The 21,952-nt window shown below is 71.5% G+C and carries 23 protein-coding genes; 10 read left to right on the top strand and 13 right to left on the bottom strand.

Features of this window, described 5'->3' with window-relative positions; translation table 11 throughout:
- Positions 1-70: 70 nt before the first annotated feature.
- The 5 genes from ACFYXS_RS08295 to ACFYXS_RS08275 all read left to right on the top strand — a co-directional run bounded on the left by ACFYXS_RS08295 (position 71) and on the right by ACFYXS_RS08275 (position 5,017).
- Complete coding sequence (locus ACFYXS_RS08295; protein WP_389245213.1) at positions 71-1,003, top strand: cellulose-binding protein; 933 nt, start codon at positions 71-73, stop codon at positions 1,001-1,003.
- A gap of 116 nt (positions 1,004-1,119) precedes the next feature.
- Positions 1,120-2,142, top strand: coding sequence for an ABC transporter ATP-binding protein (locus ACFYXS_RS08290; protein WP_389245211.1), 1,023 nt, complete (start codon positions 1,120-1,122; stop codon positions 2,140-2,142).
- A 1-nt stretch (position 2,143) separates the two neighbouring features.
- Positions 2,144-2,914 (top strand): ABC transporter permease, encoded by a 771-nt coding sequence (locus ACFYXS_RS08285; RefSeq protein ID WP_389245209.1) that lies wholly within the window; start codon positions 2,144-2,146, stop codon positions 2,912-2,914.
- Positions 2,915-3,044: 130 nt separating this feature from the next.
- Positions 3,045-4,145 (top strand): ATP-binding cassette domain-containing protein, encoded by a 1,101-nt coding sequence (locus tag ACFYXS_RS08280; RefSeq protein WP_389245207.1) that lies wholly within the window; start codon positions 3,045-3,047, stop codon positions 4,143-4,145.
- The gene (locus ACFYXS_RS08275; protein ID WP_389245205.1) at positions 4,142-5,017 is read left to right on the top strand and encodes an ABC transporter permease; all 876 of its coding nucleotides are present in this window, start codon (positions 4,142-4,144) and stop codon (positions 5,015-5,017) included. The genes ACFYXS_RS08280 and ACFYXS_RS08275 overlap by 4 nt, the downstream gene beginning before the upstream one ends.
- Before the next feature lie 15 nt (positions 5,018-5,032).
- Here the strand turns inward: ACFYXS_RS08275 and ACFYXS_RS08270 are convergent, their stop codons facing one another.
- On the bottom strand, positions 5,033-5,356 hold the full coding sequence (locus ACFYXS_RS08270) for an ATP/GTP-binding protein (RefSeq protein ID WP_389245203.1): 324 nt from the start codon (positions 5,354-5,356) through the stop codon (positions 5,033-5,035).
- Between the two features lie 213 nt (positions 5,357-5,569).
- Between ACFYXS_RS08270 and ACFYXS_RS08265 the strand changes: the two genes are divergently transcribed.
- Positions 5,570-6,595: an LLM class flavin-dependent oxidoreductase gene (locus ACFYXS_RS08265; protein ID WP_389245201.1), complete on the top strand. Its 1,026-nt coding sequence runs from the start codon at positions 5,570-5,572 to the stop codon at positions 6,593-6,595.
- A gap of 54 nt (positions 6,596-6,649) precedes the next feature.
- Here ACFYXS_RS08265 and ACFYXS_RS08260 read toward each other — a convergent pair whose 3' ends face one another.
- Complete coding sequence (locus tag ACFYXS_RS08260; protein ID WP_319659947.1) at positions 6,650-7,042, bottom strand: SCO5389 family protein; 393 nt, start codon at positions 7,040-7,042, stop codon at positions 6,650-6,652.
- A gap of 186 nt (positions 7,043-7,228) precedes the next feature.
- Here ACFYXS_RS08260 and nucS point away from each other — a divergent pair, with 186 nt between their 5' ends.
- A complete protein-coding gene (gene nucS, locus ACFYXS_RS08255; RefSeq protein WP_389245199.1) occupies positions 7,229-7,891 on the top strand; it encodes an endonuclease NucS in 663 nt (220 codons plus the stop codon).
- 89 nt (positions 7,892-7,980) lie between these two features.
- Here the strand turns inward: nucS and ACFYXS_RS08250 are convergent, their stop codons facing one another.
- The 3 genes from ACFYXS_RS08250 to ACFYXS_RS08240 all read right to left on the bottom strand — a co-directional run bounded on the left by ACFYXS_RS08250 (position 7,981) and on the right by ACFYXS_RS08240 (position 12,151).
- Entirely contained in the window at positions 7,981-10,560 is a 2,580-nt protein-coding gene (locus ACFYXS_RS08250; RefSeq protein WP_389245197.1) for a tetratricopeptide repeat protein, read from the bottom strand.
- A gap of 213 nt (positions 10,561-10,773) precedes the next feature.
- On the bottom strand, positions 10,774-11,097 hold the full coding sequence (locus ACFYXS_RS08245; RefSeq protein WP_389245195.1) for an STAS domain-containing protein: 324 nt from the start codon (positions 11,095-11,097) through the stop codon (positions 10,774-10,776).
- Between the two features lie 205 nt (positions 11,098-11,302).
- Complete coding sequence (locus ACFYXS_RS08240; protein ID WP_319659951.1) at positions 11,303-12,151, bottom strand: 3-hydroxyacyl-CoA dehydrogenase family protein; 849 nt, start codon at positions 12,149-12,151, stop codon at positions 11,303-11,305.
- A 161-nt stretch (positions 12,152-12,312) separates the two neighbouring features.
- Between ACFYXS_RS08240 and ACFYXS_RS08235 the strand changes: the two genes are divergently transcribed.
- On the top strand, positions 12,313-12,885 hold the full coding sequence (locus ACFYXS_RS08235; protein ID WP_389245193.1) for a cob(I)yrinic acid a,c-diamide adenosyltransferase: 573 nt from the start codon (positions 12,313-12,315) through the stop codon (positions 12,883-12,885).
- 39 nt (positions 12,886-12,924) lie between these two features.
- Here ACFYXS_RS08235 and ACFYXS_RS08230 read toward each other — a convergent pair whose 3' ends face one another.
- Positions 12,925-13,476 carry a hypothetical protein gene (locus ACFYXS_RS08230; protein WP_389245191.1) on the bottom strand — a complete coding sequence of 184 codons (552 nt, stop codon included), beginning with the start codon at positions 13,474-13,476 and terminating at the stop codon, positions 12,925-12,927.
- A 134-nt stretch (positions 13,477-13,610) separates the two neighbouring features.
- Here ACFYXS_RS08230 and ACFYXS_RS08225 point away from each other — a divergent pair, with 134 nt between their 5' ends.
- Both ACFYXS_RS08225 and ACFYXS_RS08220 read left to right on the top strand, forming a co-directional pair.
- On the top strand, positions 13,611-14,813 hold the full coding sequence (locus ACFYXS_RS08225) for a sensor histidine kinase (RefSeq protein WP_389245189.1): 1,203 nt from the start codon (positions 13,611-13,613) through the stop codon (positions 14,811-14,813).
- Entirely contained in the window at positions 14,810-15,463 is a 654-nt protein-coding gene (locus ACFYXS_RS08220; protein WP_389245187.1) for a response regulator, read from the top strand. The genes ACFYXS_RS08225 and ACFYXS_RS08220 overlap by 4 nt, the downstream gene beginning before the upstream one ends.
- 34 nt (positions 15,464-15,497) lie before the next feature.
- Here ACFYXS_RS08220 and ACFYXS_RS08215 read toward each other — a convergent pair whose 3' ends face one another.
- The 7 genes from ACFYXS_RS08215 to ACFYXS_RS08185 all read right to left on the bottom strand — a co-directional run bounded on the left by ACFYXS_RS08215 (position 15,498) and on the right by ACFYXS_RS08185 (position 21,928).
- The gene (locus ACFYXS_RS08215; protein WP_319659954.1) at positions 15,498-15,944 is read right to left on the bottom strand and encodes a DUF2550 domain-containing protein; all 447 of its coding nucleotides are present in this window, start codon (positions 15,942-15,944) and stop codon (positions 15,498-15,500) included.
- Positions 15,945-16,044: 100 nt separating this feature from the next.
- Entirely contained in the window at positions 16,045-16,422 is a 378-nt protein-coding gene (locus ACFYXS_RS08210) for a F0F1 ATP synthase subunit epsilon (protein ID WP_389245811.1), read from the bottom strand.
- Positions 16,423-16,544: 122 nt separating this feature from the next.
- Positions 16,545-17,987, bottom strand: a complete 1,443-nt coding sequence (gene atpD, locus ACFYXS_RS08205) for a F0F1 ATP synthase subunit beta (protein ID WP_389245184.1) — start codon at positions 17,985-17,987, stop codon at positions 16,545-16,547.
- Positions 17,988-17,989: 2 nt separating this feature from the next.
- Entirely contained in the window at positions 17,990-18,907 is a 918-nt protein-coding gene (locus tag ACFYXS_RS08200) for a F0F1 ATP synthase subunit gamma (RefSeq protein ID WP_389245182.1), read from the bottom strand.
- A 2-nt stretch (positions 18,908-18,909) separates the two neighbouring features.
- Positions 18,910-20,481 carry a F0F1 ATP synthase subunit alpha gene (atpA, locus tag ACFYXS_RS08195; protein ID WP_389245180.1) on the bottom strand — a complete coding sequence of 524 codons (1,572 nt, stop codon included), beginning with the start codon at positions 20,479-20,481 and terminating at the stop codon, positions 18,910-18,912.
- Positions 20,482-20,570: 89 nt separating this feature from the next.
- Positions 20,571-21,386: a F0F1 ATP synthase subunit delta gene (locus ACFYXS_RS08190; RefSeq protein ID WP_389245178.1), complete on the bottom strand. Its 816-nt coding sequence runs from the start codon at positions 21,384-21,386 to the stop codon at positions 20,571-20,573.
- Positions 21,383-21,928, bottom strand: coding sequence for a F0F1 ATP synthase subunit B (locus tag ACFYXS_RS08185; protein ID WP_389245176.1), 546 nt, complete (start codon positions 21,926-21,928; stop codon positions 21,383-21,385). Before ACFYXS_RS08185 ends, ACFYXS_RS08190 begins: the two co-directional genes overlap by 4 nt.
- Between the last annotated feature and the right edge of the window lie 24 nt (positions 21,929-21,952).

Raw genomic sequence — 21,952 nt, 5'->3', positions numbered from 1 at the left:
CGATGACACGCCGCCCCGGCCCCTAGGATTCCCTCTAACACCCCACCCGGTCTGAATTGACAGGAACCCCATGAGCGACACTTCCTCCCCCTTCGGCTTCGAGCTCGTGCGGCGCGGATACGACCGCGGGCAGGTGGACGACCGCATCACCAAGCTGGTCGCCGACCGTGACAGCGCACTGGCCAGGATCAACGCGCTGGAGAAGCGCATCGAGGAACTGCACCTCGAGACCCAGAACGCTCAGGCGCAGGTCAACGACGCCGAGCCGTCCTACGCGGGTCTCGGTGCACGCGTCGAGAAGATCCTCCGTCTCGCCGAGGAAGAGGCGAAGGACCTGCGCGAGGAGGCGCGCCGCGCCGCCGACCAGCACCGCGAGCTGGCCGAGTCCGCCGCCGCCCAGGTGCGCAACGACGCCGAGGCCTACGCCACCGACCGCAAGGCCAAGGCCGAGGACGAGGGCGAGCGCATCGTCGAGAAGGCCAAGGGTGAGGCCGGCCAGATGCGCGCCGACGCGCAGAAGGACGCGCAGGCCAAGCGCGAGGAGGCGGACGCCCTCTTCGAGGAGACCCGCGCCAAGGCGGCCCAGGCCGCGGCCGACTTCGAGACCAACCTCGCCAAGCGCCGTGAGCAGTCCGAGCGCGACCTGGCGTCCCGTCAGGCCAAGGCCGAGAAGCGTCTCGCCGAGATCGAGCACCGCGCCGAGCAGCTCCGCCTCGAGGCCGAGAAGCTGCGCACCGACGCCGAGCGCCGTGCCCGTCAGACGGTCGAGACCGCGCAGCGTCAGGCCGAGGACATCGTCGCCGACGCGAACGCCAAGGCCGACCGCATCCGCAGCGAGTCCGAGCGCGAGCTGGCGGCCCTCACCAACCGCCGCGACAGCATCAACGCCCAGCTGACCAACGTCCGTGAGATGCTGGCCACGCTGACCGGTGCGGCCGTCGCCGCGGCCGGCGCCCCCGCCGACGACGAGCCCGTCTCGCGCGGCGTCCCGGCCCAGCGCTGAACGCGCCCCCCGTCCGGACCGACTGGGCCCCCTGCCTTTCCGGCAGGGGGCTCGGGCGTCATCGGGGCCGGTATTCCGCGTGCACCGGCCGCCGTGGCACCAGTACCCTATGCGGCATGATCGAGCTGCAGGGGCTGACGAAACGGTACGGTGACAAGACCGCCGTGGACGACCTCACCTTCACGGTGCGGCCCGGCGTGGTGACCGGTTTCCTCGGTCCCAACGGCGCCGGGAAGTCCACCACGATGCGCATGATGCTGGACCTGGACAATCCGTCCAGCGGAAGCATCCGCATCGACGGCAAGCACTACCGCGAGCTGAACGAACCCCTCAAGCACATCGGTGCGCTGCTGGAGGCCAAGGCCATCCACGGGGGCCGCACGGCGCACAACCATCTGCTGTGCCTCGCCCAGTCCAACCGCATCCCGGCCCGCAGGGTCGACGAGGTGCTGGAGATCGTCGGTCTCTCCTCGGTCGCCAAGAAGCGTTCCAAGGGCTTCTCCCTCGGCATGGGCCAGCGCCTCGGCATCGCCGCGGCGCTGCTCGGCGACCCCGAGATCCTGATGTTCGACGAGCCGGTCAACGGACTGGACCCCGAGGGCATCCACTGGATCCGCAACCTGATGAAGAGCCTCGCGGCCCAGGGCCGGACCATCTTCGTCTCCAGCCACCTCATGAGCGAGATGGCGCTGACCGCCGAGCACCTGATCGTGATCGGCCGCGGCAAGCTGATGGCGGACACGACGATGGCCGACTTCATCGCCGAGAACTCCCGCTCCTACGTGCGGGTCCGCACGCCCGAGCCGGAGAAGCTCCAGGACGTGCTGACCGTCGCGTCGATCACGCCCGTGATCACGGACGACGGTGCCTTCGAGATCGAGGGCGCGGAGACCGCGAAGATCGGTGAGCTCGCCGCGCGGCACCAGCTGGTGCTGCACGAGCTGAGCCCGCAGCGCGCCTCCCTGGAGGAGGCCTTCATGCGGCTGACCGCCGAGTCGGTGGAGTACCAGGCGGGCATCCCCGGACAGCCGGTGGACGGGACCCTGGCGGCGGCAGCCGCCGTTCCCGCGACGACGACTGCGACGACGGCCGCGCCTGCCTGGGGCGCCGAATGGCAGAAGAAGAAGGAGAAGTCCTGACATGGCGGCAACGAGCGCGGTTCTGCAGTCCGAGTGGACCAAGGTCAAGTCGGTCCGCTCGACGGTGTGGACGCTGGCGTCCGCACTCCTCGTCACCGTCGTGATCAGCGGACTCATCTGCCTGCTGATCGCCTCTCAATGGGAAAACGCCTCCGAGCAGGATCTGCGGAGCTTCGACCCGACCAACACGAGCTTCGCCGGGCTGATCCTCGGCCAGCTGGCCCTGATCGTCTTCGGCGTCCTGGTCGTCACCGGTGAGTACAGCACCGGCATGATCCGCACCTCGCTCGCCGCGGTCCCGCAGCGCGCTACGTTCTACCTGTCGAAGGTCGCGGTCACCGGCGCCCTGGCGCTGATCGTGGGGATGGCCACCAGCTTCCTGACCTTCTTCGTCGGCCAGGCGCTGCTCGGCTCGCACAGCACCTCCATCTCGGAGCACGGCGTGCTGCGCGCGGTCGTCGGCGGCGGTCTCTACATGACGCTGATGGTGCTGTTCTCCGTGGGCGTCGCGATGATGCTGCGCAGCCCCATGCTGTCGCTGGGCATCCTGATGCCCTTCTTCTTCCTGGTCTCGGCGATCCTCGCGAACGTCCCCAAGGCCAAGACCGTCGCCCAGTACTTCCCCGACCAGGCCGGCTCCAAGGTCCTGCAGGTGGTCTCGACCAGCGACGCGCGCCCGTACGGGCCCTGGGGCGGCCTGGGCATCATGGCCCTGTGGGTGATCGCCTCGCTCATCGGCGGCTACCTGGTGCTGAAGAAGCGCGACGCCTGACCGGCGCCCGAACCCGAGGGACGGAAGAGGTTTCCGTTCCCCGGGGACGGGAACCGTTCTCGCCCCGCCGGCCTCCTCATCCTCACGGGGGCGGGCACCGCCCCGAAGGCTGGTCGTCGAGGGGCGGAGCATGATCGAGGCAGTGGGCCTCAGCAAGACCTACGGCAGCAAAACGGCCGTGTACAACCTGTCGTTCACGGTCCGGCCCGGCATGGTGACGGGCTTCCTGGGGCCGAACGGCTCCGGGAAGTCCACCACGATGCGGATGATCCTGGGCCTGGACAGCCCGACTTCCGGCCAGGTCACCATCGGCGGTCAGCCGTACCGCGGGCTGCCCAACGCGCCGCGCCGGGTGGGCGCGCTGCTGGACGCCAAGGCCGTGCACGGCGGGCGCAGCGCCCGTCACCACCTGCTCAGCCTGGCCCAGCTGTCCGGCATCCCGGCCCGTCGTGTCGACGAAGTGCTCGGTGTCGTGGGCCTCCAGGAGGTCGCAGGAAGGCGCTCCAAGGGCTTCTCGCTCGGTATGGGGCAGCGCCTGGGCATCGCGGCCGCGCTGCTCGGCGACCCCGAGGTGCTGCTCTTCGACGAGCCGGTCAACGGACTGGACCCCGAGGGCATCCACTGGGTGCGCCATCTGATGCGCAAGCTCGCCTCGGAGGGCCGTACGGTCTTCGTCTCCTCGCACCTGATGAGCGAGATGGCGCTGACCGCCGACCACCTGATCGTCATCGGCCGCGGCCAGTTGCTCGCCGACATGAGCGTGAAGGAGTTCATCGCCCGCAACTCCACGGGCTTCGCCGTGGTCCGCACCCCCGACGTGGCCGCCGACCGCGAGAAGCTGACCACGACGCTGACCGACGCCGGCGCCCAGGTGCAGCAGGAGCAGGACGGCGCGCTGCGCGTGACCGGCCTCGAACTGCCGCGGATCAGCGACCTCGCGCACGACGTGGACGTGCGGTTGTGGGAGCTGTCGCCGCACCAGGCCTCGCTGGAGGAGGCGTACATGCAGCTCACCAACGGCGCGGTGGACTACCGCTCCACCTCGGACCCGCGGCAGGGCCTGCAGCAGCCGGGTGCGCCCGTGCCGGGCGGCTGGGGAGCCCCGCAGCCGCACCCCCAGCCGTACGGCTACGATGCCGCCCCGCCGCGGATGCCCGCGCAGCCGGTGCCGCAGCCGAACCCGTACGCGCAGCCGACCCAGCCGATCCAGCCCGCCGAGGACGCCCGATGACCGCCCCCGTCCAGATCCCGGCGCCGCAGTTCTCCTCGGCGATCCCCGTGCAGAAGACCCACCTCGGCCATGCGCTGGCGTCCGAGTGGACGAAGATCCGGACCGTCCGCTCCACGATGTGGACGCTCGGCGTGATGCTCGTGCTGATCCTCGGCATCAACCTGCTGATCGACACGCTCTCCTCGGCCGATCGCGTCTACGACCCGGTGCTGGCCTCCGGCCTGTTCGGCGTGCTGCTCGGGCAGTTGTGCGTCATCACCCTGGGTGTGCTGGTGATCAGCTCCGAGTACGGAACGGGCATGATCCGCACCACCCTGACCGCCTGTCCCCAGCGCGGCCGGGTGCTCGCCGCGAAGGCCGTGGTCTTCTTCGCGCTGACCTTCACGGTCACCACGGTGGCCTGCGTGCTGACCGCGCTGATGAACTACGCCACTTTCGCCGGCAAGCCGGTGGCCTCGGACTACACCATGTACTCCGACTCGCAGCTGGTGGTGGCGGGCGGCGTCAGCTCCGCCAGTGGCGCGCAGTGGCTCGGTGCGACGGTCGGTGTGGGCCTGTACGTCGCCCTGCTCGGGCTGCTCTCCCTCGCGGTGGGGACCCTGCTGCGACACTCCGCGGGCGCGATCACGACCATGCTGGGCGTGGTCCTGCTGCCCCTGATCGTGGCGATCTTCATGCAGGCCGACAGCATGCACACGCTCCGGGACAAGCTGATCGAGTACTCGTCGCCCAACGCCCTCGCGTCGCTCTACCGGATGCCGATGCTCGGCAGCGGCCACGCCGACGGGATGCCCCAACTGCTCGCGCTGGCGGTCGTCACAGCCGTCGCCCTGTGCGGCGCGTACGCGGTGCTCGCCAAGCGCGACGTCTGACCTCCGCTCCCGCGGTCAGTACCGCGGGGCGTTCCGGGACCGCTGGGGCCGCACGCCCCGGCGGTCCCTCGCGTTCCAGCAGGCGGTGTGCCAGTGCCGCCGGTCGTCCACGCCGCCGTACTGCGGCCAGACCACCAAGTGCCCGACGCCCGGCGGGATTTCCTGGTCGCAGCCGGGGCAGCGGTACCGCTTGCCGCCGGAACTCCCCGCGAGCGGACGGACCGTCCACTCCTCGCCCTGCCAGCTCTCGGTGCGCTCCCCGCCGCGGCCCCAGCCGGGGCTGTCCGTCTCCTGCGGACTGCCGGCGGTGCCTCGCGGGTGGTTTCGGCGCGGGGACACAAGCACACACCTCATGCGGGTCGGGGACATCGGACCTGCTTTCAGCGTACGCGTAGCCCGGGGCGGTGCCGGTACGCGCCCGACAACCGCCCATTCCCGCCATCCCCTTGAAAATCATGAAATCGCGGCGGTTGGCCCGTGCCCTTGGCACGTGTCAGACGTTAATGACGGTTAGGGGAGTCGCGTCGGCCACCGAGAAAGGTGTGAAGCACGATGCGCGTCGGTACTTTCGTTCTCGCCGCCCAGTTCCCCGGACAGGGAGCCGGGGAGGCACTGCACCGGGCGGTGCGCTCCGCCGAGGCGGCGGAGGCCGCCGGGCTGGACTCCGTGTGGCTCGCGGAGCACCACTTCGTGCCGTACGGGGTCTGCCCGTCGGCGGTGACGCTGGCCGCGCTGCTGCTCGGGCGCACGCGGCGGATCGGGGTGGGCACCGCGGTGAGCGTGCTGCCGACCGCCCATCCGGTGTCCCTGGGCGAGCAGGCGGCGCTGCTGCACATCACGTCCGGCGGCCGTTTCACGCTCGGCGTGGGCCGCGGCGGTCCCTGGGTGGACCTGGAGGTCTTCGGGGCCGGCCTGGCGGCCTTCGAGAGCGGCTTCCCCGAGTCGCTCGACCTGCTGCTGCGCTGGCTGCGCGAGCCCCGGGTCGGGGCCTCGGGGGAACGATTCGCCTTCCGCGAGGTGGATGTCGTCCCCCGCGCCGACGAGTTCGACGAGCCGAGCGGCCCGCCGGTCGTGGTCGCCTGCACCTCGCCGTCCAGCGTGCGGCTGGCGGCACGGCGCGGCCTGCCGATGCTGCTCGGCATGCACTGCGGGGACGAGGACAAGGCGGCCATGGTCGCAATGTGGCAGGCCGAGGCGCGCGATGCGGGGCTTTCACCCGAAATGGTGGCGGCCGCCGAGCATGTGTCCGCGGGTGTGGCGCAGATCGCGGACCGCCGCGCGGACGCCGTCGAGGCGCTGACCAAGGCGATGCCCGGCTGGCTGCAGCAGGGACTGGCCGCCCACCGTACGGTCGACGGCCGGGCGCGCTCGATGCGCGACCCCCTCGCCTACACCGAACTCCTCTGCGACCTGCACCCGGTGGGGCCGCCGTCGCTGTGTGCCGACCGCCTCGCCGCCACCGCGGAACGCACCGGTATCCGCCGTTTCGCCCTGCTCGTGGAGGGCTCGGGCGATCTCGCGGCCACGGAGGAGAACGTGGCGCGGCTCGGAGCGGAAGTGCTCCCGCAATTGGCCTGATTGAAACATCAAGGGGCAAAGTGTCGGCCAACGACGGGAGCACTGTGGCCGGTCTCAGCAGTCCCGCAGCTCCGGGGACTGGTTCAGCAACTGTGCGCGTACGGAGGTGAACTTCGCGTAACGCTCATCGACCGCCGGGTCCAGCGGGAACACCGCGACCCGGTGGCAGTTCTGGAATGCCAGTCGCACCCCGAAATGCCGTTGAAGTGCCCCCCGGATCGCGTCACTCGCCAGAGCGCGGAGCAGCTGTCCGCGTGCGTGCTCGTCCGGCGGCGGCACCTGGTTGTCGGCGAACTCTCCGCCGTCCACCTTGAGCTGCGCCGCCAGAGAGCTGATCATGTCCCATGCGTAAGGCAGGGAAGTCCGGACGCAGTCGACGAATTCCCGTTCGTCGACCTCGCCTCGCTCGGCCTGTTCGAGGAGGGCCGGTGAGACGTCGAGCGACATGAGTACTCCTCTCGTGACCCCCCTGTCCGAGGAGTCAGACGGACTACGGAGAGAAGCCGTCCAGTGTTCTCCCGCACGACGGCCTCCACTCACAACCGTAGGCGGAGAGGTCCCACGACACTAGGTGGGAGCGCTCACAACTGGCCATTTTCCAACCGCACCCGGTAGCGAGTAGCGTTGCCGACCATGCGTCTCGTCATTGCCCGCTGCTCCGTGGACTACGCGGGCAGGCTCTCCGCCCATCTCCCCTCGGCGACCCGGCTGCTCCTGGTGAAGGCCGACGGCAGTGTGTCCGTGCACGCCGACGACCGCGCCTACAAGCCGCTCAACTGGATGTCGCCGCCCTGCACGCTCAAGGAGGGCGAGGACGGGATCTGGACGGTCACCAACAAGGCCGGCGAGCAACTGATCATCACGATCGAGGACGTCCTCCACGACTCCAGCCACGAACTCGGCGTCGACCCCGGACTGATCAAGGACGGCGTCGAGGCGCACCTGCAGGAACTGCTCGCCGACCGCATGGAGGTGCTCGGCGACGGCTGGACCCTCATCCGCCGCGAGTACCCGACCGCCATCGGGCCCGTCGACATCCTCGGCCGGGACTCCGACGGCACGACCGTCGCGGTCGAGATCAAGCGGCGCGGTGAGATCGACGGCGTCGAGCAGCTGACCCGCTACCTCGAACTGCTGAACCGCGACCCGCTGCTGGCGCCCGTCAAGGGCGTGTTCGCCGCCCAGGAGATCAAGCCGCAGGCTCGCGTGCTCGCCACGGACCGCGGCATCGGCTGCGTCGTGCTCGACTACGACGCGCTGCGCGGCATCGAGGACGACAAGCTGCGCCTCTTCTGAGCCCCGGCGCGCCCTGCGCGCCCGCCCCCGCACGGCAACGTGGCCCCGTAGTCGCCTGACTACGGGGCCACGTTGCCGTGCGGGGGGCGTCAGACGACGGGCGCCCCGGTGGTGCCGGTGGCGCTCTGTGTCTCCGTCACCGGGGTGTCGGTGGACGGTCCGCTGGCGCTCATACTGCCCTCCGGCCCCGTCGAGGTCTCGCTCGGCGTCGGGGAGCCCGGCGTGGTCGAGGGGCTGCTGGGCGGCGTCGAGGTCGGCGGCTTCGACGTCGACGGCGACGTCGAATGCGACGGCGACCACGGCGGCGGCTTGGGACCGCCCTGGGTCGGCCCCGTGGTGTGCGACGGCGTGCTGCCGCCCTGCTCGCCCGTCGTGTTCCCGCCGTCCGTGCCCGGGTCGACGACGCCGCCTCCGCCCACCGTGCCGGCACCGGACGCGCTGGGGTCCGTGACGACCCCGCTGCCGCTGGCGGAGGGCGAGGGCGGGTGCTGGGTGGAGCCCGGGGTCGGGGACGTGCCGTCCGCGGGGAGGCCGTCGTCGGCCTCGTCGGGCTGGGCGGTCTCCAGGGGCTTGACGTTCATCGGGGTGTTCTGGTCACCGCCGGAGGCCGTCGTGCCGAGGGTGACGATGGTGCCGAGGACGGCCGCGAGCAGCGCGCCCGCGCCGGCGGCGACGAGGTTGCGGCGGGAGCGGGTGAGACCGCGGCGGGGCGGCGTGGTGACGGCCAGGCGCTTGCTGATGACCGTCGCGGGGGAATCGGGGAGTTCCAGGCCCGTCGTGGCCGTCCCGGCGCCCTCCGGGGAGGTGAGCGGCCCGGTGACGCCCACGCGGTCGAGGACCAGGGCGAGGGTGCGGCGGCCGACCGTCGTGCCCTGGCGGTCCGCGAGGGCGCCGCGCAGGGCTATGGAGGCCTCCAGCTCGCTGCGCGCGCGGTCGTAGCTGCCGAGGCAGAGCGCGAGGACGCCGAGTTCGTGGAGGAAGTACGCCTCCTCCGCGACCTCGCCGGACTGCCGCGCGGCCTCCTGACCGGTGCGCAGGGCGCGTTCCCACGCGCTCCAGTGGAGCGACGCCGCGAACACCGGCGCCGCCGTGCGCGCGAGGAGGACCGCCGCGCTGGCATGGCCGCCGTCCCGGCAGGCGCCGAGCGCGGCGAGCACCGCCTCCGCCTCGGCGGCGACGCGCTCGGGCGTCACGGAGGGGTGACCGACCCACCAGGTGTAGTGCTGGGCGGCCGTGAGGGCCTGCGGAGCGCCCTCCGCAGCGGCCTCCTCGGCGAGTTCACCGGGGGCCGCGAGCTGCGTGCGCACGCCCGCCGCGAGGCGGTGGTGCTTGTCGACGGGAGCGACGAGCCCCACGGCGACCAGTTCACCGAGCGCGGCGTCCCCGTGCGTCTCGCCGACGAGGGCGGGCAGGTGCGACTGGTGCGGGCACTCGCCGCCCAGGGCCACCGCGAAGCGCAGCGCCTCCTGGGCGGACCCGGTCAGCCGGGAGGCCAGCAGCGCGGCGGGCGCGGCGCTCTCGGCGAGCGAGGGCAGCGGCACGTGCGAGGACGACCCTGCCGACGCCGAGGACGCCGACGCGGCGATCGCGTCGAAGGGCGCGTCGACGGGCAGTTCGTCGGCCGGCTCCGCGTCGCCCCAGACGGACTCGTCGGCGGCGAGGATCTCGGCCGCGAGCGCGTCGCGCTGCCGCAGCAGCGCGCCCGCCTGGACGAAGCGCAGCGGCAGCCCCTCGGACTCGAACCACAGGTCCGCGGCCCAGGCCGTCTCCTCCTCGTGCAACGGCCGCCCGGCGGCCAGTTCCAGCAGTTCGAGGCAGGCGACCCGGGTCAGCCCGGGGAGGAAGACCTCCTCGACCGCGGAGTCGGAGGAGGGGGCGGCGACGTCGGGCGTCGCGGCCATCACGAAGGCGCACTCGGGCGCGGCCGCGAGCAGTTCCTCCAGGGCCGCGCCGCCGAACTCCAGGTCGTCCAGGACGACGACCGCGCCGACGTCGCGCAGCAGTTCCGTGAGCCGGCCGCGGTCGGGGCGGTAGGCCGCGGCCGTGCCTCCCGGCGATGCCTCGCCCTCGGTGTCGTAGACCGTGCTGAAGATCTCCTGCACCAGGTCGCTGGGCGTGCGGTGGTAGCCGGAGAGCCGGATCACGCCGTCGGGGGCGAGATCGGCGGACGCCGCGGCCACGGCGTCGAGCAGTGCGCTGCGGCCGGCGCCGGACGGGCCGGTGACCCGGACCGAACGTCCGCGGGACAGCAGCCGGGAGAGCCGCTCGCGCTCCTCCTCCCGCTCCAGCAGCGGCAGTTCGGGCCCCCGGGGGCCCGGTGGCACGGCGGGGTGCGTACCGGCGGTGCGCGCGGCCCGCGCCTCCGCGTCGCGGCGCACCGGGGTGGGCAGCCCCGCGGCCGGCAGGGAGCTCACCTCGCTGCCGTCGACGGGATTGAGGGTCAGCAGGCAGTCGCCCACGACCAGCTGGACGACGCGGGGTGCGTCGCCGTCCGCCGTCCCCGAGCCGACCTCGGGGGTCAGCGGGTCACGCACGGGCCGCGTCACGCGCGGCACGGGCTGTGTGCCGTCCTCGGGTCCGGCCGGGGCCGACCGCTCGGGAAAGCTCGTGGAGTCCTGTTGTGCGCCGTACTCGTCGCCGGACATGTCGGGTCCGATGTGTGGGTCCATTAGTCTCCGCCCCCCATTCGCGTCGCAGCGGGGCCGTACCGGGCCCGCACGTCCGCAGCTGGACCGGTCCGGCTCCCCTCCTCGGCGTACGGGGTGTGGCACGCCGGAACCGAACCTTAGACCTTCCCACAGTATGTGCGAACCTCAGGGCCGCCATGCCGCCCTTGCGTCCAAATCTGTCCGGGCTTGCCAGTTCCGTTGCGGCACGCCCCGCTAGGTACGCGGCAGTGCTTCTGCCGCGATGCCCCCCTCGATGACCAGAATGCGGTGCAGTCGCGTGGCGACCAGCAGCCGCTGCATCTGTGCCGGGACACCCCGTAGCACGAGCCGGCGGTCGGCCCGCCCGCAGCGGCGGTGCGCCCCCATGATCACACCCAGTCCGGTGGCGTCCCACGAGTCGAGCTCGGTCAGGTCGAGCACCAGGTCGCCCTCGCCGCCGTCCACCGCGGAGTGCAGGACCTTGCGGGCGTCCGCCGCGGTACGGACGTCGAGGCGGCCCCCGACGACCAGCTCGGCGTGGTCGCCCCTGATGTGCATGAAGCCTCCCCGTGGAGTGAATGGGTGGAAAGTGCCGTGGTTCTACGTAACTGACGGTCCGTCGTACGAAGAGGTTGCCGTCTGTGAGCGAACCGATACCGAATTCACTCCGGGGGGTGACGGGATGCGCCCGCCAGGCCCAGCCTCCCCCTGGATGACGGCCCCGGCGGGCCCCCCGTGCCCGCCCGCCGGGACTGACCGCCCGTCAGTAGCGGTAGAAGCCCTCACCGCTCTTGCGGCCGAGCGCGCCCGCGTCGACCATGCGCCGCATGAGCTCCGGCGGCGCGAACTTCTCGTCCTGCGACTCGGTGTAGATGTTGCCGGTGGCGTGCAGCAGGATGTCGACACCCGTCAGGTCGGCGGTGGCCAGCGGGCCCATGGCGTGCCCGAAGCCGAGCCGGCAGGCGGTGTCGATGTCCTCGGCGGAGGCGACGCCGGACTCGAAGAGCTTGGCGGCCTCGACGACCAGCGCGGAGATCAGGCGGGTGGTGACAAAACCGGCGACGTCGCGGTTGACCACGATGGTGGTCTTGCCGACCTCCTCGGCGAAGGCCTTGGCCCGCTCCAGGGTCTCGTCACTGGTCTTGTAGCCGCGGACGAGCTCGCACAGCTGCATCATCGGGACCGGGGAGAAGAAGTGCGTGCCGACCACGCGCTCCGGACGCTCCGTCACGGCCGCGATCTTCGTGATCGGGATGGCGGAGGTGTTGGAGGCCAGCACCGCGTCCTGGTGCGCGATCTTGTCCAGCGCCCGGAAGATCTCCTGCTTGACCTCGATCTTCTCGAAGACCGCCTCGACGACGATGTCCGCCTCGGCCGCCGCGTCGAGGTCGGTGGTCGTGGTGATGCGGCCCAGTGAGGCGGCCGCGTCCTCGGCGGACAGCTTGCCCTTGGCGACGAACCGCTCGTACGACGCCTCGATACCGCTCAGGCCGCGGGCCAGCGCCTCGTCGGTGATGTCGCGCAGGACGACCTCGTAGCCCGCCTGGGCCGACACCTGCGCGATTCCGGAGCCCATCAGGCCGGCTCCGACGACGGCGAGCTTCTTCGCCACGGCACACACCTATCTTCTCGATGCTGTTGCCGGGACCTTAACGGTGCTCCGCAACCCCGCGCAGCAGTTGGAGACCCGGGTCACCGTGTGTCCTTCGTCGCAATCGCGGAGCAATCACGGCCGGAACCCCCGGGGCACGACCGGGGACTACGCTCGGCCCCATGGTCAATCTGACGCGCATCTACACGCGGACCGGGGACGACGGCACCACCGCCCTCGGCGACATGAGCCGCACCGCCAAGACCGACAGCCGCATCTCGGCCTACGCGGACGCGAACGAGGCCAACGCCGCGATCGGTGTCGCCCTCGCGCTCGGCGGCCTACCCCCGGACGTCGCGACCGTGCTGGTGCGGGTCCAGAACGACCTCTTCGACGTCGGCGCGGACCTCGCGACCCCGGTCGTGCCCGACCCCAAGTACCCGCCGCTGCGCGTCGAACAGGGCTACGTGGACCGGCTGGAGGCGGAGTGCGACCGCTTCCTGGACGAGCTGGACAAGCTGCGCAGCTTCATCCTCCCCGGCGGCACCCCGGGCGCCGCGCTGCTCCACCAGGCCTGCACGGTGGTGCGCCGGGCGGAACGCTCCACGTGGGCGGCCCTGGACGAGCACGGCGAGACGATGAACCCGCTCACCGCGACCTACCTCAACCGCCTGTCGGACCTGCTGTTCATCCTGGCCCGCACGGCCAACAAGGAGGTCGGCGACGTGCTGTGGGTGCCCGGCGAGAACCGCTGAACCGCGCGGCGGCCGCGCACCCCGGCTCCTGACGACCGGTCACCGGCGCGGGCCCGTGACGGGCTCGCGCCGCGGCCACAGCGTGTAGGACGCCGCGACGACGGCGTTGAGCCCGGTGACCCACGCCATCCGCAGCTGCCACTGCCGCAGAGCCTCCGTGCGGTCCGCGTCGCCGACGAGCCGGACGGCGCATTCGAGCAGCACCGCGGCCACCACCGCCGCCACGGCCGTGCGCCCGCACATCCGCCACTCGTGGACGGCCCGTGCCGTGCCGTACTTCGGCGGGCCCGGCGGCCTCGGCCCGCCCGCGAAGCGGTGCGCGACGTGGCCGTCGGCCCAGCGCACCAGGTAGTGCCCGTAGGCGACGGAGAAGCCGACGTATGCGGCGGCCAGGCCGTGCCGGGAACCGGCGGTGCCGCCCGCGCGCAGGTCCGCGACGGCGGCCGCCAGCAGTACGACGTCCACCAGCGGCACGCACAGCAGCACCACGGCCCCCGCGCGCGGCCGGCGCAGCAGGTAACGCACGGCCAGTCCGGCGCCCAGCAGGACCCAGAAGGCGATCTCACAGCCGATGATCAAGGTGACAAGCACCCCTCGAGCCTCCGCCGGCGGCCGCCCGCGGCGCATCGTCGCCGCTGATGAGCCGCGTCTGCATCCTTCGGTGCAGGGCGCGTTCCGCCCACGGGCCGACGCGGCGGCGGCGCATCGCGTGCTGTCATGGGGGAATGCCGACCACCGCCGCCCCGCGACCGCACCGCGACGACGTGCTGATCGCCGCCGCGGGCCTCGCCGGCGGCCTGCTGATGTGGACGCTCGGGCTCTACACGTACTCCGGCAACCAGCCGCGCGGCGGGGACGCCTGGCTCTCGCTGCTGCCGCTGACCGCGATGGCCGGCTGCGAGCTGCTCCGGCGCACCGCGCCGCGGTTCGCGCTGGTGGCCGGCACGCTGGTGCTCTCGGCGGACTTCGCGATCGGCTCCCTGCTGGTGACCGTGCTGATGTTCACGGACCTGGTCTACGCCGCCGTCCTGTACGGGCCGAAGCGGCTGATCCGCGTCGTGCCGGTGGCGAGCGTCCTGTCCACCGCGGCCGTGACCGCCACCGCGCTCGTCCTGCGCCCGGTCGCCGACTCCCTGCTGATCGGCATCGTGGGCGCCCTGGTGTCCGTCGCCCCCGCCTTCACCGGCGTCGTCGTGCGGCAGCACCGCGACGAGGCCGCGGCCGAACGGCTGCGCGCCGAGCAGACCGCGCTGCTGGCCGAGATGGACCGCCGTGAGGCGGTCGGCACCGAGCGCGCCCGCATGGCGCGGGAACTGCACGACATGGTCGCCGGCCATCTGTCGGCGATCGCCATCCACTCCACCGCCGCGCTGTCGCTGGACCGGCGGGACGGGCCGGCCCGCGAGGCGCTGTCGGTGATCCGGGAGAACAGCGTCCAGGGCCTGTCGGAGATGCGGCGGCTCATCGGTCTGCTGCGCGACGCCTCGGGCGGGGAATCCGGGCCCGCCGCGGTGCCCCGGCTGCACAGCCTGGACGTCCTGCTGGACCAGATGGCGTCGGCGGCCCCGCACGCGCGGTTCGTCCTGCGCGACGAGCGGCCGGCCGACGCTCCCCCGCCGCCCGCACCGGTGGAACTGGCCGCGTACCGGATCGTGCAGGAGTCGCTCACCAACGCCCTCAAGCACGCCGCGCCCGGGGAGGTGCCCGTCGTCCTGGAGCAGGACGCCGGGGTGCTCACCGTCACCGTGGCCAGCCCCTGGGCAACGGCGGGCGCGGACGGCAGGCCGGGCCCGCGGGCCCCCGGTTCGGGCAGCGGGCTGATCGGTATGCGCGAGCGCACCGAACTGCTCGGCGGCACCTTCGAGGCCGGCCGGCACGGGGACGTCTGGCGCGTACGGGCCGCACTGCCCGTGAAGGGGGAGGCATGATCCGGGTCGTCGTCGCCGAGGACCAGTCGGCGGTCCGCGCGGGACTGGTGCTGATCCTGGGTTCGGTGCCGGACATCGAGGTGGTCGGCGAGGCCGCCGACGGTGAGGCCGCGGTCCGCGCGGCCCGTGAGCTGCGGCCCGACGTGATCCTCATGGACGTGCAGATGCCCCGCCTCGACGGTGTCTCCGCCACCCGCGAGATCGTCGCCGAGGGCCTGGCGGACGTGCTGGTGCTGACCACCTTCGACCTGGACGAGTACGTCTTCGGCGCGCTGCGTGCGGGCGCCGCGGGCTTCCTGCTGAAGGACACGGAGGCCGACCGGCTGATCGAGGGGGTGCGCCTGGTGGCGGCCGGTGAGGGGATGATCGCCCCGGCGGTGACCCGCCGGCTGATCGGGGAGTTCGCCCGGCCGGCACGGCCGGCGCCGGAGATCGACCGCAGCGTGCTCGACGGCCTCACACCGCGTGAGCGCGAAGTGCTGACCTGCGTCGGCCAGGGACTGTCGAACGCCGAGATCGCGACCCGTCTCACCATGGCGGAGGCGACGGCAAAGACCCACGTCAGCCGGATGCTCGCCAAGCTCGAACTGCGCAGCCGGGTGCAGGCGGCCGTTCTGGCGCAGGAATTGGGGCTGCCGGCGAAGCCCTAGGACGCGGGGAGCCGCGAGAGCCCCGGACGGCTGCTCAGGCCACGTTCACCCGCTGGCCGGGCGGTGCCGCCTCCAGCCAGGCGAGGAAGCCGGTGAGGGCGTCGTCGCTCATCGCGAGTTCGAGCCGGGTACCCCGGTGCTCGCAGACCAGGACGACGGCGTCGGACAGCAGCGCCAGCTCCTCCTGGCCCTGCGGCAGTCGCCGGTGCAGCACCTCGATGGCCGAGCGTTCCAGCGACCGTCGCGGCCGGGGGGCGTAGGAGAAGACCCGGAACCACTCGATCCGGTCGCCGCTGTAGCGCGCGACCCCGTACGCCCACCCCTTGCCCGAGGGAGCGTCGACGCCGCCGGGCGCCATGCGCAGGCTGCAGTCGAAGGTGCCGCCGGGACGCTGGATCAGCCGCCGCCGCAGTCCGAAGACGAACAGCCCCAGCAACGCCACCGCGACAAGGGCCCCGCACACCTGAAAAGCGAGGATCACGCCCATCGACCTCCTCGCTCAACGTCACGTACAGGGATACTGCAACCGCGGGAAGCCCTCCCGGGCCTCCCGCGGCTCATGGCCCCACTGGGCCGGATGCTCAGCGCGAACCGGTCGCCGCGATGAGACGGACCTCGGCACGCCGCTCGCCGATCGCGTCGGCGTCGGCCTTGGCACGCTCCAGGGCCCGCTCCGCGCGCTGGACGTCGATCTCGTCGGCCAGCTCCGCGATCTCCGCGAGGATGGACAGCTTGTTGTCCGCGAAGGAGATGAAGCCGCCGTGCACCGCCGCGACGACGGTGCCGCCGTCGGTGGTGCGGATGGTCACCGGGCCGGACTGCAGCACACCGAGCAGCGGCTCGTGGTTCGGCATGACGCCGATGTCGCCCGACTCGGTACGTGCGACGACAAGAGTGGCCTCGCCGGACCAGACATTGCGGTCCGCGGCGACCAGCTCGACGTGCAGCTCAGCCAAGATGGCTCCTCGGGTCGGCACCCGCCGCCGTCCGGCGGGTGCATAAAACACAGGATAACGGGGGTGCGGCAAGGGGGCGGACACAGGGTCCGCCCCCTGCCGGGTGAGCCGTCGGGTGACGGGCGTCAGGCGACGCCGAGCTCCTTGGCGTTGCGCTCGAGGTCCTCGATGCCACCGCACATGAAGAACGCCTGCTCAGGGAAGTGGTCGTACTTACCGTCGGCGATGGCGTTGAACGCGTGGATCGACTCCTCCAGCGGGACGTCGGAACCGTCCACACCGGTGAACTGCTTCGCCGCGTGGGTGTTCTGCGACAGGAATCGCTCGATGCGACGGGCGCGGTGGACGGTGAGCTTGTCCTCCTCGCCCAGCTCGTCGATACCGAGGATCGCGATGATGTCCTGGAGGTCCTTGTACTTCTGCAGGATCCCCTTGACACGCATGGCGCACTCGTAGTGGTCCGCCGCGATGTAGCGCGGGTCCAGGATGCGGGACGTCGAGTCCAGCGGGTCGACCGCCGGGTAGATGCCCTTCTCCGAGATCGGACGCGACAGAACGGTCGTCGCGTCCAGGTGCGCGAAGGTCGTCGCCGGCGCCGGGTCGGTCAGGTCGTCCGCGGGGACGTAGATCGCCTGCATGGAGGTGATCGAGTGACCACGCGTCGAGGTGATGCGCTCCTGGAGGAGGCCCATCTCGTCGGCGAGGTTCGGCTGGTAACCCACCGCGGACGGCATGCGGCCGAGCAGCGTGGAGACCTCGGAACCGGCCTGCGTGAAGCGGAAGATGTTGTCGATGAAGAACAGCACGTCCTGCTTCTGCACATCGCGGAAGTACTCCGCCATGGTCAGACCGGCCAGGGCGACGCGCAGACGGGTGCCCGGGGGCTCGTCCATCTGGCCGAAGACCAGCGCGGTCTTGTCGAGGACACCGGACTCCTCCATCTCCTGGATGAGGTCGTTGCCCTCACGGGTGCGCTCGCCGACGCCGGCGAACACGGAAACGCCCTCGTGCAGCTTCGCCACACGCATGATCATTTCCTGGATGAGGACGGTCTTGCCGACACCCGCGCCGCCGAACAGACCGATCTTGCCGCCCTTGACGTACGGGGTCAGCAGGTCGACGACCTTCAGGCCGGTCTCGAACATCTCGGTCTTGGACTCGAGGTCCTCGAACTTCGGGGCCTTGCGGTGGATCGTCCAGCGCTCACCGACGTTGGCGTTCTCCTCGGGGAGGTTCAGCACCTCACCGAGGGTGTTGAACACCTTGCCCTTGGTGAAGTCGCCGACCGGGACGGTGATCCCGGCGCCGGTGTCGGTCACCGCGGCCTGGCGGACCAGACCGTCGGTGGGCTGCATGGAGATGGCGCGGACCAGGCCGTCGCCCAGGTGCTGGGCGACCTCGAGGGTCAGCGTCTTCAGCTTGCCGTCCTCGGCCGGGTCGGCGACCTGGACGGTGAGGGCGTTGTAGATCTCGGGCATGCCGTCGACGGGGAACTCCACGTCGACGACCGGGCCGATGATCCGGGCGACGCGGCCCGTGGCAGCGGCCGTCTCAACAGTGGTGGTCATGTTTAGTCACTCCCCGCAGAGGCGTCGGCCAGGGCGCTGGAGCCACCGACGATCTCGCTGATTTCCTGGGTGATTTCGGCCTGGCGGGCCTGGTTGGCAAGCCGCGTGAGCGTCTTGATGAGCTCCTCGGCGTTGTCGGTCGCGGCCTTCATCGCACGGCGGCGGGCGGCGTGCTCGGAAGCGGCACCCTGCAGCAGCGCGTTGTAGATCCGGCTCTCGACGTACCGCGGCAGCAGGGCGTCCAGGACGCCCTCGGCCGACGGCTCGAAGTCGTACAGGGGAAGGATCTCCCCCTCCTTGCGGGCCTGACCGCCGGTGGCCTCCTCGAGGGAGAGCGGCAGCAGCCGCCGCTCGACGGGGGACTGCGTCAGCATCGACACGAACTCCGTGAAGACGATGTGCAGCTCGTCGACGCCGCCCTCGGCCGTGTCCTTGAGGACCTGCTCGATCAGCGGGTCGGCCACCGCCTTGGCGTCCGCGTAAGCCGGCTTGTCCGTGAAGCCCGTCCACGAGGCGGCGACGGGACGCTCACGGAAGCCGTAGTACGCGAGGCCCTTGCGGCCGACGATGTAGTGCTCGACCTCCTTGCCCTCCGCGCGCAGCCGCTCGGTGAGCCGGTCGGCCGCCTTGATCGCGTTGGACGAGTAGCCGCCGGCCAGACCGCGGTCGCTCGTGACGAGCAGCACCGCGGCGCGGGTCGGGTTGTCGGCCTCCGTGGTCAGCGGGTGGTTCGTGTTGGAACCGGTCGCGACCGCGGCCACCGCGCGGGTGAGCTCATCGGCGTACGGGGACGAGGCCGCCACCTGGCGCTGCGCCTTGACGATCCGGGACGCGGAGATCATCTCCATCGCCTTCGTGATCTTCTTGGTGGCGGTGACGGTCTTGATACGGCGCTTGTATACCCGAAGCTGGGCGCCCATGCTCAGCCCTCACCCAGGAGCTTGCCGTCCGAGGTCTCGAACTGCTTCTTGAACTCCGCGACCGCGTCCGTCAGGGCCTGGACGGTGTCGTCGCCCAGCTTGCCGGTCTCGACGATGCCCTGCAGGAGGTCCTTCTTCTCGCGGCGGAGGTAGTCCAGCAGCTCGCGCTCGAAGCGGCGGATGTCCTCGACCGGTACGTCGTCCAGCTTGCCGGTGGTACCGGCCCAGATGGAGACGACCTGGTCCTCGATCGGGAAGGGCGCGTACTGGCCCTGCTTCAGCAGCTCGACCATGCGCTTGCCGCGCTCCAGCTGCGCCTTGGAGGCCGCGTCCAGGTCGGAACCGAAGGCGGCGAAGGCCTCCAGCTCGCGGTACTGGGCGAGGTCCACGCGCAGCCGGCCGGCGACCGACTTCATGGCCTTGATCTGCGCCGAGCCACCGACTCGGGAGACCGAGATACCGACGTTCAGCGCCGGGCGCTGGCCCGCGTTGAACAGGTCGGACTCCAGGAAGCACTGGCCGTCGGTGATCGAGATGACGTTGGTCGGGATGAACGCCGAGACGTCGTTGGCCTTGGTCTCGACGATCGGCAGACCGGTCATCGAGCCCGCGCCCAGCTCGTCGGAGAGCTTGGCGCAGCGCTCCAGCAGACGGGAGTGCAGGTAGAAGACGTCACCCGGGTAGGCCTCACGGCCCGGCGGGCGGCGCAGCAGCAGGGAGACGGCGCGGTAGGCGTCGGCCTGCTTGCTCAGGTCGTCGAAGACGATCAGGACGTGCTTGCCCTGGTACATCCAGTGCTGGCCGATGGCCGAGCCGGTGTACGGGGCGAGGTACTTGAAGCCGGCCGGGTCGGACGCGGGAGCCGCGACGATGGTCGTGTACTCCAGGGCGCCGGCCTCCTCCAGCGAGGCGCGCACGCCCGCGATGGTGGAGCCCTTCTGGCCGATGGCGACGTAGATGCAGCGGACCTGCTTCTTCGGGTCGCCGGAACGCCAGTTGTCGCGCTGGTTGATGATCGTGTCGATCGCCAGGGCGGTCTTGCCGGTCTGGCGGTCACCGATGATCAGCTGACGCTGACCGCGGCCGATCGGGGTCATCGCGTCGACGGCCTTGAGGCCGGTCTGCATCGGCTCGTGGACGGACTTGCGGGCCATGACGCCGGGAGCCTGCAGCTCCAGCGCGCGGCGGCCGTCGGTCTCGATCTCGCCGAGGCCGTCGATCGGGGTGCCGAGCGGGTCGACGACGCGACCCAGGTATCCCTCGCCGACAGCGACGGAGAGCACCTCACCGGTGCGGTGCACCGGCTGGCCCTCCTCGATGCCGCTGAACTCGCCGAGGACGATCGCACCGATCTCGCGCTCCTCGAGGTTGAGGGCGAGACCGAGGGTGCCGTCCTCGAAGCGCAGCAGCTCGTTCGCCATGGCCGAGGGCAGACCCTCGACCTTGGCAATGCCGTCGCCGGCCATGCTGACCGTGCCGACCTCCTCGCGCGAGGCCGCGTCCGGCTTGTACGACTGGACAAAGGTCTCCAGCGCGTCCCGGATCTCCTCCGGCCGGATCGTGAGCTCCGCCATCTGGGTTCCCTGCTCTCCTTGTTGGGCCCGAAGTATTCGCTACGGCCCAACTCGGGCCGCTGGTACTGCTCTTTGAGTTGGTGGCTCGTTCAGCCGGCCATGCGCCGGGCCGCCTCTTCGAGGCGCTCCGCGATGGTCCCGTTGATGGCCTCGTCGCCCACCCGGACCTGGATTCCGCCGAGGACCTCGGGGTCCACGTCGAGGTTCAGGTGCACCTGCCGGCCGTAGATCGTGGCCAGCGCGGCGCCGAGGCGCTGCTTCTGCCGGTCGCTCAGCGGTACCGCCGAGACGACGACCGCGACCGTACGGCCCCGGCGCGCCGCCGCCAGCTTGGACAGGGCGTCGAGCCCTGCCTCCAGGCTACGGCCTCGCGGGTGCGTCACGAGACGGACCACAAGCCGCTCGGTGACCGGGTTGGCCCGGCCTCCCAGCAGCGAACGGAGCAGCCCGGCCTTGGCCTGTGCGCTCGCGGCGCGGTCGGTCAGCGCCGCCCGCAGGTCGCTGCTGCCGGAGACGATCCGCCCGAAGCGGAACAGCTCGTCCTCGACGTCGTCGAGCCGGCCGGAACGCTCCGCGGCGATCAGGTCGGCGCTGTAGGAGAGTTCCTCCACCGCGTCGGTCAGATCCCGCGACTGCGACCACCGGCTGCGGATCATGCCCGAGACCAGGTCGAGGGATTCCCCGCCGACCTGACCGCGGAGCACCGTCTGCGCCAGGCCGGCCTTGGCCTCGCCGGACTGCGCCGGGTCGGTCAGCGCCCGGCGCAGAGCGCCCTCGCGGTCGAGCAGCCCCGTGACGGCGGCCAGCTCCTCGGCGAGCTTCGCCGCGTCGACGGACGTGTTGTCCGCCAGCGCGTCGAGACGCTCACGTGCGGTGGCCAGTGCCTCGCGGCTGGCTCCGTTCATCGCGCGGCCTCGGCCTTCTCCTCGAGCTCGTCGAGGAAGCGGTCGATCACACGGCTCTGCCGGGTGGTGTCCTCCAGGGACTCACCGACGATCCTGCCGGCCAGATCGGTGGCGATCCTGCCCACGTCCTGGCGCAGCGCGTGCGCGGCGGACTTGCGGTCCGCCTCGATCTGCGCGTGACCCGCGGCGATGATCTCCTCGCGCTGCCGCTGGCCTTCCGCACGCATCTCGGCGATGAGCGCGGCGCCCTGCTCCTGCGCCTCCTGGCGCAGACGCGCGGCCTCGTGACGGGCCTCGGCGAGCGACTGCTTGTACTCCTCGAGGGTCCGCTGAGCCTCGGCCTGGGTGGCCTCGGCCTTCTCCATGCCGCCCTCGATGGCCTCGCGCCGCTCGTCCAGAACCTTGTTGATGTTCGGGATGAGCTTCTTGGCGAGGAAGAAGAAGACGATGGCGAAGGCGATGAGACCGATGACGAGCTCTGGGATCGGCGGGATGAGGGGGTTCTCCGCCTCCTCGGCCGCCAGCTGTGCCAGGGCGTTCACATCAGTGCCTTCCGTCGAAAGGGG

The organism is Streptomyces sp. NPDC002574 (genome assembly GCF_042889545.1).
GTDB lineage: Bacteria > Actinomycetota > Actinomycetes > Streptomycetales > Streptomycetaceae > Actinacidiphila.
Note: the sequence above shows the minus strand (reverse complement) of the source record. Positions and strands in the feature narration are given on the sequence as shown.